This window comes from Sebaldella sp. S0638 (assembly GCF_024158605.1).
Classification (GTDB): Bacteria; Fusobacteriota; Fusobacteriia; order Fusobacteriales; family Leptotrichiaceae; genus Sebaldella.
Genome location: NZ_JAMZGM010000013.1, coordinates 1 through 13,667, shown reverse-complemented (window position 1 = coordinate 13,667; position 13,667 = coordinate 1). Strand labels below are relative to the sequence as shown.

The 13,667-nt window shown below is 31.7% G+C and carries 14 protein-coding genes; 8 read left to right on the top strand and 6 right to left on the bottom strand.

Going from position 1 to position 13,667, the window contains the following annotated elements; genetic code table 11:
- The first annotated feature begins 83 nt into the window (after positions 1-83).
- The 5 genes from NK213_RS05670 to NK213_RS05650 all read left to right on the top strand — a co-directional run bounded on the left by NK213_RS05670 (position 84) and on the right by NK213_RS05650 (position 5,965).
- Positions 84-1,676: a peptide ABC transporter substrate-binding protein gene (locus NK213_RS05670; protein WP_253347679.1), complete on the top strand. Its 1,593-nt coding sequence runs from the start codon at positions 84-86 to the stop codon at positions 1,674-1,676.
- A gap of 296 nt (positions 1,677-1,972) precedes the next feature.
- Entirely contained in the window at positions 1,973-3,577 is a 1,605-nt protein-coding gene (locus tag NK213_RS05665) for an ABC transporter substrate-binding protein (protein ID WP_253347670.1), read from the top strand.
- A 195-nt stretch (positions 3,578-3,772) separates the two neighbouring features.
- On the top strand, positions 3,773-4,357 hold the full coding sequence (locus tag NK213_RS05660; RefSeq protein WP_253347668.1) for a hypothetical protein: 585 nt from the start codon (positions 3,773-3,775) through the stop codon (positions 4,355-4,357).
- Between the two features lie 205 nt (positions 4,358-4,562).
- The gene (locus tag NK213_RS05655; protein WP_253347666.1) at positions 4,563-5,414 is read left to right on the top strand and encodes a MurR/RpiR family transcriptional regulator; all 852 of its coding nucleotides are present in this window, start codon (positions 4,563-4,565) and stop codon (positions 5,412-5,414) included.
- Between the two features lie 77 nt (positions 5,415-5,491).
- Positions 5,492-5,965, top strand: a complete 474-nt coding sequence (locus NK213_RS05650; protein WP_253347665.1) for a MupG family TIM beta-alpha barrel fold protein — start codon at positions 5,492-5,494, stop codon at positions 5,963-5,965.
- Between the two features lie 63 nt (positions 5,966-6,028).
- Here the strand turns inward: NK213_RS05650 and NK213_RS05645 are convergent, their stop codons facing one another.
- The 6 genes from NK213_RS05645 to NK213_RS20620 all read right to left on the bottom strand — a co-directional run bounded on the left by NK213_RS05645 (position 6,029) and on the right by NK213_RS20620 (position 10,421).
- Positions 6,029-7,054 carry a tyrosine-type recombinase/integrase gene (locus NK213_RS05645; protein ID WP_253347663.1) on the bottom strand — a complete coding sequence of 342 codons (1,026 nt, stop codon included), beginning with the start codon at positions 7,052-7,054 and terminating at the stop codon, positions 6,029-6,031.
- 111 nt (positions 7,055-7,165) lie between these two features.
- A complete protein-coding gene (locus NK213_RS05640; protein WP_253347654.1) occupies positions 7,166-7,318 on the bottom strand; it encodes a hypothetical protein in 153 nt (50 codons plus the stop codon).
- 150 nt (positions 7,319-7,468) lie between these two features.
- Positions 7,469-7,759 carry a helix-turn-helix domain-containing protein gene (locus NK213_RS05635; RefSeq protein ID WP_253347652.1) on the bottom strand — a complete coding sequence of 97 codons (291 nt, stop codon included), beginning with the start codon at positions 7,757-7,759 and terminating at the stop codon, positions 7,469-7,471.
- Between the two features lie 352 nt (positions 7,760-8,111).
- Positions 8,112-10,046, bottom strand: a complete 1,935-nt coding sequence (locus tag NK213_RS05630; protein WP_253347650.1) for a phage/plasmid primase, P4 family — start codon at positions 10,044-10,046, stop codon at positions 8,112-8,114.
- A 15-nt stretch (positions 10,047-10,061) separates the two neighbouring features.
- Entirely contained in the window at positions 10,062-10,265 is a 204-nt protein-coding gene (locus NK213_RS05625; RefSeq protein WP_253347648.1) for a hypothetical protein, read from the bottom strand.
- A gap of 12 nt (positions 10,266-10,277) precedes the next feature.
- Complete coding sequence (locus NK213_RS20620; protein ID WP_371926377.1) at positions 10,278-10,421, bottom strand: DUF739 family protein; 144 nt, start codon at positions 10,419-10,421, stop codon at positions 10,278-10,280.
- A gap of 203 nt (positions 10,422-10,624) precedes the next feature.
- Here NK213_RS20620 and NK213_RS05620 point away from each other — a divergent pair, with 203 nt between their 5' ends.
- The 3 genes from NK213_RS05620 (at position 10,625) to NK213_RS05610 (ending at position 13,553) form a co-directional block, all read left to right on the top strand.
- Positions 10,625-11,227, top strand: a complete 603-nt coding sequence (locus NK213_RS05620; RefSeq protein WP_253347646.1) for a helix-turn-helix domain-containing protein — start codon at positions 10,625-10,627, stop codon at positions 11,225-11,227.
- An 846-nt stretch (positions 11,228-12,073) separates the two neighbouring features.
- On the top strand, positions 12,074-12,385 hold the full coding sequence (locus NK213_RS05615; protein ID WP_253347644.1) for a hypothetical protein: 312 nt from the start codon (positions 12,074-12,076) through the stop codon (positions 12,383-12,385).
- 340 nt (positions 12,386-12,725) lie between these two features.
- A complete protein-coding gene (locus NK213_RS05610) occupies positions 12,726-13,553 on the top strand; it encodes a phospholipase D-like domain-containing protein (RefSeq protein WP_253347642.1) in 828 nt (275 codons plus the stop codon).
- The last annotated feature ends 114 nt before the right edge of the window (positions 13,554-13,667 follow it).

Sequence of the window (13,667 nt, the reverse complement as noted above, 5' to 3'; positions counted from 1 at the left end):
TGAATTGAAAAGAAAAGAATGGTAAAAATCAAAGAAATTTAGTAAAATATAAAATATAAAAATGATTGTTGAAAGGAGAAACAATGAAAAAACTACTTTTATTATTTATAATGTTAATTCTTATTTCCTGCGGAGGCTCAGGAAAAGAAGGGGAATCTTCTGGAAACACCAAAATTATAGTAAATGAAACAGCTGAACCAAAATCAATAGATCCGGGACTTTTAACAGACCAGACGGGAATAGCCGTTAATTCACTGGTAAGTGAAGGGCTGACAAGACAGGGAAAAGACGGGACTCCTGAACCGGGAATGGCTAAAGAATGGGATGTTAGTGAAGACGGGCTGACATGGACTTTTCATTTGAGAGAAAATCTGAAATGGTCTGACGGAGAGCCTGTTACTGCGGATGATTTTAAATTTGCATGGCTAAGAGTGCTGAATCCTGAAACGGCTTCGGAATATGCATATATGCTTTATCCTGTAAAAGGTGGACAGGCGTACAATGAAGGTAAAGGAAAGAAAGAAGATGTAGGAATAAATGTAATAGACAGCCAAACACTGGAAGTAAAATTGGAAAAGCCGACAGCATACTTCGCTTCACTGACAGCATCTGCCACATATACACCAATAAATGAGAAATTTTTTAATGAAAAAGGAAAAGATTATGCATTGGAAGCTGATGCAATGGAATATAGCGGGCCGTATAAGATAAAAAGCTGGAAACATGATTCTAACTTTGTTTTAGTAAAAAATGAAAATTACTGGAATAAAGATCATATAAAAATAGATGAAGTAGAAATGGTTCTGGTGGCAGATTCCACAGCAGAGCTGAATGCTTTTAACAATGGAGAGGTAGATCTTATAAGGCTCACAGCAGAGCAGTATCAGAGATATGAAAAAGACCCGAGGGTAAATGTATTCAGAAATAATTCAGTATGGTATCTGGAATATAATATGGAGAATAAATATCTTGCGAATAAGAAGATCAGACAGGCATTGACTCTTGCAATTGATAAGGAAGAAATGGCAAATACCATAGTAAAAGGTACGGGAGAAGGTGCTTACGGCATGGTTCCTACAGGATTTCCCGGAGAAATTAAAACTTTCAGAGAGGAAAACGGAGATGCTTATCCCAGATATAATCCCGAAGAAGCAAAAAGACTTTATCAGGAAGGACTGGCAGAACTAGGGATAAGTGAGCTTCCCGAACTGTCGCTTATTATAAATGAAGCGGGAAATAATAAGAAGATAGCGGAATATGTACAGGAAAAACTGAGAACTAATCTGGGAGCAAATATAAAAATAGAGCCGATTCCTTTTAAGGAGAGAATGGCTAGACTTCAGCAGAAAGATTTTGAGATAGTATTATCGGGATGGGGTTCTGATTATGCAGATCCTATGACATATATGGATTTATTTATTACAAACGGCGGAAATAACCACTCTTCATACTCGAATCCAAAGTATGACGAACTTATAAAAACAGCAAATAACAGCGGAGATAATAAAGTAAGAATGCAGGCAATGAGAGATGCAGAGAAAATATTGGGCGATGATATGCCTGTGGGAGCTCTGCTTTACTCTACAAGGGTAATTCTACTGAATCCCAAAATAAAAAATGTATATTTCAAAGGAATCGGGGCAGAATATTATTTATATGATGCTTATGTAGAATAATTAAAATAACAGCAGACTATTCCCAAAAGCGGTATAGTCTGCTTTTTTATACAATGATTTTTCTCGGGCAATACTAAGTACAGAGAACCAGTTTGTTTTGATTTTATTGTAAAATTGTATGATGGGTTGATTTTACTGTGTTATTTACTATTTTAAATATAAGTAAGAAAATATTGTATAATTTTTGCAAAAAAATATCAGAGGATATTAAGGTATTTTTTATGAGAATACTTGCAATTACAACTGAAAGAATGATAAAATAATGAAAGAATAAATTATTGAGGAAGGTGCTGTGAATGAAAAAAATATTTTTAACAATGTTAACATTATTGTTTTTTGTAATATCATGCGGCAAAAGTGACAGCGGTACTAAAAAAAGCAGTGATATGAAAAAAATTGCGGTAAATCTACAGTCAGAACCAAAATCACTGGATCCGCAGCTGGCATCAGATGCTTCCGGAATAACAATAGACTCTCTTATTTATGAAGGGCTGACAAGGCTTGACAGAGAGGGAAAAGTGGTTCCTGCAGCGGCTGAAAGCTGGGAAATTAGTGAAGACGGCCTAAAATGGGTATTTCATTTGAGAAAAGATATGAAATGGGCAAACGGAGACCCTGTAACATCAAAAGATTTTGCATTTGGCTGGCTTAGGGCACTTGATCCTCAGACAGCATCAGAATATGCATATGAGCTCTATTATATAAAAGGAGCCAGAGAATATAACGAAGGAAAAGGGAAAAAAGAAGATGTGGCAATAAAGACTCCGGATGACAACACTCTGGAAATAGAGCTGAATCAGCCTACACCATATCTGCTTTCATTATTTTCATTTCCTACATACTATCCGGTTAATGAAAAGTTCTATAACGAAGCAGGAAAAGATTTTTCACTGTCAGCAGACAAGATAATGGGTAACGGGCCTTATGCAGTGAAAAAATGGACACCTGAAACTAGTATTCTTCTTGCTAAAAATGAAAATTACTGGAATAAAGATAATATTCATCTTGATGAACTGGAAATAAAAATGATTTCCGACCCTCTTGCAGCTCTAAATGCATTTAAGAACGGGGAACTGGATATTACAGAGCTGTCAGGAGAACAGCTGATAGAGTATAGAGAAGATAAAAGACTTTATTCATATAATAAAGGTTCTATAAAATTTTTGAAATTCAATGTTAAAAATAAGCTTCTTGCTAACCAGAAAATAAGAGAAGCTGTTTCTATGGCAATAGACAGAAACGAAATGACAGAAAACGTATCAAAAGGAAGCTTTATGCCTGCTTACGGGTTTGTTCCGGAAGGATACGGAGGATCAGCCGGCGGAGATTTCAGAAAAGAAAACGGAGATATTTTTGAAAAATATAATCCTGAAAAAGCAAAACAGCTGTTTCAGGAAGGATTGAAAGAGATAGGGGAAACAGGAACGCCTACACTTACTTTGATGATATATGAAGCCCCTGACAATCAGAAACTGGCAGAGTATCTTCAGGAAAAACTGAGAACTGTACTTGGTCTTGATGTAAAAATAGAAACTAATACATTTAAAATATTCTCACAAAATGAAACACAGGGTAACTACGATATGGATCTGTCACAATGGGGGCCTGATTATCTTGATCCTATGACATATATGGATATGTGGGTAACAAACGGAGGAAATAACAAGACAAACTGGTCGAATCCTGAATATGACAAATTAATGGAAACTGCTAAAAACAGCGTAGATAATTCTGTAAGAATGAAAAGTATGATGGATGCAGAAAAAATATTAGGAAAAGAACTTCCTATTGCTATGCTTACATATAACATAAAAAATATGCTTGTAAATGAGAGAATAAAAGATATGAATTTTACTAAAATCGCATCTGGTTATGATTTTTACTATGTAAGAGTAGAATAAAACTATACAGATAAATATATTATAAAAAGTGGACATTTTATTTTATGTTCACTTTTTTATATAATAATATGTATTTTTTATAGAAAAATATGATATTTGATTAAATTCACAGAAAATATAAAACAAAAAAAATTGAAAAAAACAAAATTTTATGTTAAATTATTGATGAAACAAATACAAAATTAGGAGAGGAATATGTCGAAATCAAGAAAAGAAGAGATATTAAAAATTCTGAAACATAAAGTAGCGAATTATGAGTTAATATTTAAGAAAGATCTTGATAAAATTAAAGATGTAATTTCTGTGGAAGAGATAGAGAAATATTGGAAGTGGTCGGAATTAAGAGAAATACTAGGGCTTGTAAGATGTAAGAGCAGAAAAAAGTATATCCCAAGGCAAAAGAGGTACAACAATGATGAATTGTTAAAGCTGTACAGGGCTTTATCATTAAAGATAGGGAAAGAAGACTGCGGGGCTTCGATAATTGATATGAAACAGAATAACTTCCCTATGACAGGAACGGGAATTGCCGGAAGATTCGGCGGTATAGATAATTTACGGAAGCTAGCGGGATTTATTAATAATGAAGAAATATTTTACCGTGAAAGAGAAGAAATAAGGGATCTGCTTTACAGAAAGTATAAAGAATACGGAAGAATCCTGAGCTGGAGTGAGTTAAAGGAAGATAATGAAATCCCCAGTGTATATGTGGTTTATAACAGGTTTAAAGTAGAGAGGGCAAAGGATCTCTGGAGAAAGATACTGGGAGAAGAGAATTAGCAGAAAAACTGTATTGGAATGAATCATGACATGCTGTCAGCAGTGACAGCTGTATAGGATTTTAGTCTGATACAGTTTTTATATTATGGTAAAAAGTAAAGTTTTCGGGATTCTCCGGCAGGATAAACTTTTCTTTTTTACAAAATATCTGATATAATGATTTTAAATAATGAAAAGCTATAATATTTGGAAATGAGGTAAAAATATGAGCCTGATAATAAAGTTGAGAGAGGCCAAGAATTTTACACCAAATGAAGTAGAAGCAGCAAAGTATATAATTACGCATTCTGACGAGGTAATAAAGCTTTCATGCACTGAATTGGCAAAAAAGACATATACAAGTCCCGCTACCATAATCAGATTATGTAAAAAGATAGGTATAGGGGGATATCAGGAATTCAAAGTAATGCTGGCTTCTGAAATAAACTTTTTTATTAAGAACAGCATGGAAATAAATAAAAACAATGAAATAGACAGAGAAGATTCTATAAGTGACATTATAGATAAAATAAGCTCTCTGAGTATAGATTCATTAAAGGAAACCAGGATTTTAACAGATGAAAATGTGGTGAAATCGGTGATAAACATGATTGATGATGCTGAGATTCTGGATTTATACGGTTCAGGAGCATCACATTTTGTGGCACTGGATGCCAATTATAAATTTATGAGAATAGGAAAGGTGACTGCGACATATGCGCTCTATGACCAGCAGTATGTGCAGGCAAAAAATTCCAATGAAAATCATACTGCTATTATATTTTCCTATTCGGGAGAAACTGCTGAAATGCTGGAAATAGCAAAAATTCTCACTGAAAATAAAGCAAAGATCGTTACAATTACTAAAAATTCTGATAATACACTGGAAAAATTCGCAGATAAGTCGCTTTATGTAACTGCAAAAGAGAATTTATACAGAAGTGCGGCGATATATTCGAGAATATCAATGTTGAATGTCATTGACATATTATATACAGCTTATTTTAACCTGATTTATGATAAGGCATTGGAGGCTTTGGGGAAAACTCGGATATCTAAAACAGATACCGGATTATAGTGAGGATATGTGTTTTTTAGAAACAAATGTTTAGTTATAATGTAAATATATGTTTTTTTAGAATCGGAGGTAAGGTAATGAGAGGAGTTTCTATTTTTCCCGGACTGGATTATTCTGCGGCAGAAAATATCGAGTATATGGAAAGAGCGTATAAAAACGGGATAGAATATGTTTTTACTTCTGTACATATTCCTGAAACAGATAGAAAAAGAGTAAAAGATGAATTTGAAATAATACTAAAAGAAGCAGAAAAACGTAATATGAAAGTAATAGTGGATATTTCAAAGGGATTTTTTGATGAATTCCGTTGGGAAGACTATAAGATACATGCTTTGAGACTGGATTTCGGCTTTGATGACAAAGAGACAGCTGAATTAAGCCATAAATATAATATTCAGCTGAATGCTTCCACTGTTTCTGAAGAATGGATGGAAAGACTGAAAAAATCAGGATTGAATATAAATAATCTATCAGTATGTCATAATTATTATCCCAGAAATAACACTTTTGATCTCTCAAGGTCACTGAATACTGTCGTTACTGTATTTTAACTTACTATAATTTTTGTAAAATGCTTATGAATTTAATCAACAGCAGACAACAAGCTGACAAATTTATTTGATTAATTTAATAGCTTTTCTCAATTCTTCCACATCTTTATGAGAGTATATTTTTTCAGTAGTCAGGAAGTTACTATGCCCGATTAGGTTTTTAATTGATGTGCTATTTGCTTCTGCATTATTTAATAAAGTCGCAAAAGTATGTCTACAATCATGCGGTTTGTGGCACATGCTAAGTTTTTCCATAGCACCATAAAAATATTTAGTTTTATACAGATCATATAGGATCTTTTTATTTCTTGAATTACATATCAAATACTCACTTTTATTATACTCCATTCTATTTTTAATAAAATCAAAAATTTTATCATGTATAGGAACAAGTCTATTCTTACCTGCTTCTGTTTTAGAACCACCTGTGATAGTTCTGTTGATCAAATCAATATTTTCTAATTTAATATCTAACAATTCACCTATTCTAAATCCAGAATAAATCATAATCAGAATAGTATCAACATAGGGTAAATGTGAATTTTCCCAAAGTATTTGGATTTCTTCTGCTGAAAAAGGTTTTCTTGTGGATACTTCTTTATTTTTACCAATTTCAACAAAATTACTATAATCTTTCATAACAATATCATGCTTCATAGCATATTCAAAAAGTTGATTAAACAGTACCTTTATCTTCTTCAAAGATTGATGTTTTTTGCCACAATTTTGTACTATTCCCTGCAGATGACTTGTTTTGATATCTTGAAACTTTATATTGTATAAAGGCTCACAGGTTTTATAAGCAGCTTGATATCCAAGAATTCCTGATCTACCAATTTCTTTAAATTTAAGTTCACTCCATCTATTGTATATTTCAGCAAATGTGACAGAAATATTATCCAGATCATATGGGTTATCATTATACTTTGCTAATGCTCTCATGGCTTCTGATTTAGAAGTATGATAGCTTAAATATTTTCTTATTTGCCTACCTTCTTCATCCCATCCTGTTGTAACTTGAACAGCATAGGGTTTTCTTCTTTTTCCTGAAAGTTTATGGACACTTCCATATCCATTAGGATTTCTCATAAAAAATCACATCCTTTAAAAAAATTTTAAAGTGTGATATAATTCTGTTGTTGTAATAATTATATCACACGATAGTTTTTTCTCCAACGAGAAAAGATTTGCAGAGATAGCTTAATCTAGCTGGATTACTATCTCTTTTTTTATTTTTAGACAGGCCATAAATAATACAAATATTATTATAAATGTTGCAGTAGTCAGCAAATTTTCTGATCCTGCTCCGATTAATAATATGATTCCAGCTGCAGACTCAAAGAAACTTTTCATTTTATCACCTCTTTTATTTAAAAAGTCTAGTATTATCTAGTTCAATATATAGGTTTTCTCAGGTTGCATTTATAACATCGACCATAGAATACTAATGTTTTATACCTTAGCATTTCTTAGCAATTACAAAATTTTATTTCCAACATTTCCCTACATTTTATTGCAGTATTTTGTAGTAGCGTTTCTATTAATAAAACACTCCATTTTCTTTATCCACTTATCTAATTCTTTCCCATTAATAGCAACTTTTGATTTGAATATATATTTAAATTGATACGATTCTAGACTAAAAATATCAACAATATTATTAATATCCCGTAATTTCCATTCACTTGTATCTTTTAGTCTTCTATTCAATGTTCTAGTAGTAACTCCCAGTTGTGCTGCTAAGTCTTTCTTAGTTATGTTATACAATTTCATCAGTCCTTCTAATATCGTCATAATTATCACTTTTATTTCAACATTATTCAGCAAAATGTTACATATATCATTTTTAGAGCGTAACACATCAAAACCCTTTGTTTTCCAGTTGTTGAATCTATTATGTTACTGTTACGCATCTTTTCTTATTCCTTATATATAAATATATATATTATTTTTAATTTTATTACTTTGTCTATATATATAAGAATATAAATTTAATAGTAACAGCGTAACAAAATATATTCTAGTCCAGTAGCGATCATTCATTCCGCTGTTATGCTTATTTACATCAATGCATAACTAAGCGTAACTAAAAAGCATAAAACCTAGTAATAATAGACAACTGGGAGTTCAGAAATGCATAACACTTTCAATTTATAGGGCATTCTTGTACAAAACACCTTGAAACTTTCCCACTTTCCCTGATGTTTTTAATATCCAATTGCTTTAGTTTTTTCATTTCTGCTGAGAATTTACTTTGTGCAAAAGCTCTATAGCCGTTTTCCATGCACCACCATTTATAAGAATTAAAGACCTCGGTTGTTGCTTTTCTTAAGTACCAACCACCATTTGGAGATTCCTCATCTTTCTCCTCTATGAATGTTAATATAGGATTATTCTCATGATCAAATACTTTGAGCTCATCCTTTACACACTCTGGTATTGTTAATTCCTCATTTTTCATTACTTTATTAAAGCTTTCAATTGCCAATTGGATAAGGGCCTCTTGATTCTCTTCTTTTTCTAATTTTTCATTTATAAATTCATCTCTGTTCGGGCTTCCCGGACTAAAATCATTATTAAAGGGAATTATAAAGACCCTTTTCTTTATTGCACCAGTCATATCCGGAAACCTAGGAATTACATTTGCCCCGAAAAAATGTTTCACCCTTGGTGTGTACTCTACGGCATTTTTTCCTTTTTCTTCAATAAGTAAAGTTTCCCCAGTGACAAGTTTTTTAAAAATTGCTGTTTCTTCCATAAATTGGTTAGATATATCATCACCTATATTAACTAGTTTTCCATACAGTGTTGACGGAGTAAATCTCTCATTAAACTGCTTTAAATCAAGAAAACTGGTATTTTTTCTACCAACCATGCATTCAATCATATAGAGAAATTTACTTTTACCATTATCGTGATCACCTTTTATGATAAAACATTTATCAAGGAAGGGATCAGGGTAAAATATATATCCAATTATTTCATAGAGTAAAGCTTTTAATTCTTTATCATCGCACACAAAACTTGATACTATTTTATCTATCTCATTCCTGCTCGCTTCAGGATAGAAATTATGTGGTACTTTATTGGTACATATTATATCCGGTGTATGTGGGATAAACTCTTGAGTTTTAACATGATAAAGTCCATTATTGAAACAAATATAAAACTTATCAATCTGTACTTCTTCACATATTAATTTTAGTGTGGCTGTAGCCTCTGCCCTTTGATGTCTGCTTAAAAAGGCAATTGTTCCCTGCATAAACCGCTCTATAATTTTACTCTCATTATCGTATCTGTAGTATCCATTATCATAGATATGCAGCCTATCATCAATCATTTTCACATGGAAATTATCCCGGATATGTTCCGCAAATTTATGATGTTGAAATTTATTATTATCATCAAAAAATCTGATTTGTTTTGGTATATTTTCATCTCTCATGATAGTTTGAAATTCGTCCTCGTCCAATGATTCAGAAAATACATATTCATTAATAAGACAACATATTTCCATTATTTCATTGTCGTTGTAGCCTAATTTATATAAATGAAATTTATGAGCACTTAAAGTATTATTCCGTTCGCCCTCTCCCATTTCAATAACATCAAGATTCTTAAATGTATTCTTAGTAGGTGCATACAAGAATTTTGGTATTTCCGGTATTTCGTCATAATTTGGATCACTCAATATTTCTCTTTCAACACCGCTGAGTTTTAAACATTGTACGCCCAGGTGAGCTCCGAACTTAACATCAATAGTTATTCCTATTGGAGTTTTGATTTTTGAAGTACATTTTTTATACATATTATTATGTTTGAATAAAAAATGATAACCTTTTGTGGTTCTTAATACAGGGCATTTTATCTCCATTTCCTCCAGGATTGATTTTAATAATTCTCCCTCAAGTTCAGTATCCACATCTACCAATATGGTATTATCTGCCAGTATCCCAACAAATTCATTGTAAGTTTTTGCAGCTTCATAGGATAAAAACTTTGTATTTTTACTTTTATAAGATACTGCGGGAGCTTTACCATTAGACTGTAGAAAGCCTTTGTAACATTCCTTAAAGTTCATTGTAAGACCCTCCTTTTATTCCTCTTCTTCATATATTACTGTGAAGTAGTGAATGGTAGTATTGGCTGCTTCAATAGTATGTTTTATGTCAAATACTTTTACTTGCCGGATAAAATCGTTCACTTCTTCCTGCAATTCTTCTAAAGTTTGATACACTCCTCTAACCTTACCGCCTGTCGTTACAGCTTGACATTTAGTTTTAAATGTTTCTATCTGCATATTTTCTCCTTTCTAATCAATAAATATTTCAATGACTTCTTGATCTGTTAATTTTAAAAGTTTTCTCAGCTTTGATATTTCACTTGGTTTAAATTCCCGTTTGTCATTCATTTTAGCAGCTACATTTGATTCTGATATTTTCAAAGCATTAGCCACTTCACAATACTTGTAATTATATTCCAGTAATAATGCTTTTAACTTTCTTATTTTAATTTTTTACACTCTCCTTTTCTAAAAACATTTACACCACTTTTTATGTTGTCATAAATATAACGTCATAAGTGGTTTTTGTCAATAAAAAGTTTTGAAATTTAAAAAATAAATGATAAAATAGTAAAAAACACTAGTGGGTGAGATAAATGGAATCTAATAAGTCACAAGAACCTCAACAAGATAAGGATAAAATAATAGGTAAAAATATCAAAAAATATAGATTGTTAAGAAAGATAACTCAAGAAGACCTTGGGAAAAGGCTTGAGAAAACTACTTATACAATTCAAAGGTATGAATATGGGCAAATACCCATCTCTGACTCTCTTCTTAATGAAATAGCCGATATTTTAGAAGTTAGCTTATATAAATTAATCGGAGATTTTGAATCACAAGCTATGATAGATGATCTTATAAAAAAAATGATAGGATTAATGGACTATAGAATATTAGAAGAAGAGACAGAATTCGGTTATGGATATGAATATTATATTGCTTATGAAGATAGGGTAGGCAAAATAAATATTGCTGAATTAATTAATGACATAGAAGAACTTATTGAAGAAAAAATTGAAAATGCTTTTGATGAATATGAAAATGCTGATGACTATACAGATGAAGAACTTGAGAGAGTAAAACGAAAACAAGGAATTTATGGAGATGAATATATTGAAAAATTGACGCCAAGAGAACAAAATATATGGGATAATTATGTCCAAAATATAACTTATGAGAAGAAGCATAATAAATAAATCCTTAAGGGCTCCAAATTTTGATTTTAAAACAAATCTACACATTGCTCTACGTCAAATAGTTCGGCGAGCAGAAATGCCCTTAAATCGAAAATATGAGCTCTGGAGTTTAAACCTGATCCAGTGGTACTGCATCGTAAAGCATGAGGTAATTGAAAATATAACAGCCTAGATTAAATCCAGGCAATATACTAGAAAAGAAAATTTCATTTCAGGAAGAAATAGCGATACATTTCAAATGTACCGGCTGAGGACTGCTCAAAAATGAGCTGTCAGATTTGAAATCTATTGGTTAAGATCAGCTCAAAAATGAGCTGATAAATAACAAAATCCTCAGAACCCATGATTGGGATTTCGCTATTTTGGGGCCTATAGTAGAAGTTTTATTCTGCTGATTTTTTAGCCGGCTAAAATAAGAAATAGATCACCTAAAGTTTGAGGAGATATATTTTTTAATTCTATAATATATAATCGCTGAATCGCACAAAGTGACTCAGAAAAGAGTGGCAGCTCAGAATATTTTAGGTTAATCCAAATTTGAGTGATCTTCTCAGATTTGAGTGGACATAGATATGGCGAGTTTTGGCTTTATCTGACGTCACAAAATGTTACTCTAGCTTTAAGTAGCTGTCAGTGATGCCCCTAAGTCTGACTTAGGGTCTGTCCAAAACATACACCCCTTATAAATAGCTATACTAAAATTTCAGTATACTTCAAAACTAGTGTTTGCAATGACTGAACGAATCGTGCGCCTCATGATAATTAAGGACTGAGTAATTTCCTCGCCCCTCTGTCGTGACTCTTGACACAGGTAATATATTATAAACTTTTGAAAGGAGATCAACTATGAAAATTCAAGTTATATTATTAGGAATAGGAATATTGTTCGGAATAATTGATGTACTACCAATGGTAAAGAAAAAATTAGACAAGTTCGATTGTTCCTCAGCATTTATATTCCATTTTATAATGCCGACAATTTTGTATTATCTAAATATAAATATATCCAAAATTGTAATGGGTGGATTATTATATGTGATATGTGCCTTACCCATGGTTATTATTGTATCAAAAAGCGATAGGAAATCTGCCCCAATAATTGTAGTAAGTAGTTTTATTATAGGTACTATATGCGGAACTATTGTGAGGTTTTTATAAGTCTTAAATACTTGGACAGGACATGAAGATAAAATAATCCAATAAATATGTGTTCTCTGGAACTCGCAAGACCCGTTAATAATATACTCTGGAAGTACCTTTTATATTCCAGAGATACATTTAAAACGAAATGCATAAGACTTGCATACATAGTTCATTTTATATTGTTAATTCCTTTATTAATAAGAGATATAGCAATTTAAGGAGTTAACTAAACGAAACGTAATGAAAATTTTTTTAGAATAAATCTAGTTCTTATTTGGGATCGCGAGACCCTCGGACTCTTTTTTACCTCAGAAGTATCTTGAATAAAATTTTATAAAATAAAAGGTGGCTATATATGAAATTGAGTAATTTATCAATAGAGATACTGAAAGATTATGTAATAGGAGATAGCGACTATACTCCTTATTTGTCAGGCCCTGACATTACAAAACTATTTAACCAAGTGGGTATAAGAGATACTTATAATTGGGATAAAAACAATGGTTTGCCACTGGGTTTACCAGGGGGGATATCTAGAAACCAATATACTGAAAAGATACTGAAAGAATTAAACGGTAGCAGTAAGTTAAAAATAATATTCAATTTAATAGCTGATTCTCGACATTTTGCTAAGGATGAAAGGTTAAATAGAGATATTGCGGTAGAGAAGATTAATGAAATAATTATAAATGACGGATATAAATTTCAAGATTTTGATGGAGTATATAAAATAACTGGGGAAGATCTTCCGGATGATGTGGAAGTTACCCCGCATTTTGAAGATATACAAGCCCAAATCATAGAACAAATAAAAGCAGCAAAGTATTTAATATGGGTTTGTGTAGCATGGATAACTGATAAAACGATTCTAAATGAATTATACAAAAGACAAAAAGAAGGATTGAGTATAAGGATTATTACAATGGATGATAGTATAAATAAAGAAACAATAGAAAAGTGTAAGAAGCATTTTGAAACAATCGCCCTACCTCCAAGGGGGCCATATAAAAATCTAATGCATAATAAGTTTTGTGTTATTGATTTAAAAACTGTTATACATGGATCATATAACTGGACAAATAAGGCTCAGTATCACAATGAAACAATTACAATTGACAATAGTCGGGAAATAGCAGAAAAATTTATGACTGAGTTTATTAAATTATGGAATATGAAAGGATAGGAGATAAAATGGTTTTCAAATTATCCAGAAGAGGTTGGAGAGTGTGTAATAAAGTCTGTAAATTAAACCGACTATAATAAATAATTTATTTAAAAAATATTGTAACTATTAAGA

What these genes read in the sequence shown, in the direction of transcription:
- NK213_RS05670 (WP_253347679.1), top strand. Translation starts at nt 84, where the DNA reads ATGAAAAAACTACTTTTATTATTTATAATGTTAATTCTTATTTCCTGC.
- NK213_RS05665 (WP_253347670.1), top strand. Translation starts at nt 1,973, where the DNA reads ATGAAAAAAATATTTTTAACAATGTTAACATTATTGTTTTTTGTAATA.
- NK213_RS05660 (WP_253347668.1), top strand. Translation starts at nt 3,773, where the DNA reads ATGTCGAAATCAAGAAAAGAAGAGATATTAAAAATTCTGAAACATAAA.
- NK213_RS05655 (WP_253347666.1), top strand. Translation starts at nt 4,563, where the DNA reads ATGAGCCTGATAATAAAGTTGAGAGAGGCCAAGAATTTTACACCAAAT.
- NK213_RS05650 (WP_253347665.1), top strand. Translation starts at nt 5,492, where the DNA reads ATGAGAGGAGTTTCTATTTTTCCCGGACTGGATTATTCTGCGGCAGAA.
- NK213_RS05645 (WP_253347663.1), bottom strand. Translation starts at nt 7,054, where the DNA reads ATGAGAAATCCTAATGGATATGGAAGTGTCCATAAACTTTCAGGAAAA.
- NK213_RS05640 (WP_253347654.1), bottom strand. Translation starts at nt 7,318, where the DNA reads ATGAAAAGTTTCTTTGAGTCTGCAGCTGGAATCATATTATTAATCGGA.
- NK213_RS05635 (WP_253347652.1), bottom strand. Translation starts at nt 7,759, where the DNA reads ATGACGATATTAGAAGGACTGATGAAATTGTATAACATAACTAAGAAA.
- NK213_RS05630 (WP_253347650.1), bottom strand. Translation starts at nt 10,046, where the DNA reads ATGAACTTTAAGGAATGTTACAAAGGCTTTCTACAGTCTAATGGTAAA.
- NK213_RS05625 (WP_253347648.1), bottom strand. Translation starts at nt 10,265, where the DNA reads ATGCAGATAGAAACATTTAAAACTAAATGTCAAGCTGTAACGACAGGC.
- NK213_RS05620 (WP_253347646.1), top strand. Translation starts at nt 10,625, where the DNA reads ATGGAATCTAATAAGTCACAAGAACCTCAACAAGATAAGGATAAAATA.
- NK213_RS05615 (WP_253347644.1), top strand. Translation starts at nt 12,074, where the DNA reads ATGAAAATTCAAGTTATATTATTAGGAATAGGAATATTGTTCGGAATA.
- NK213_RS05610 (WP_253347642.1), top strand. Translation starts at nt 12,726, where the DNA reads ATGAAATTGAGTAATTTATCAATAGAGATACTGAAAGATTATGTAATA.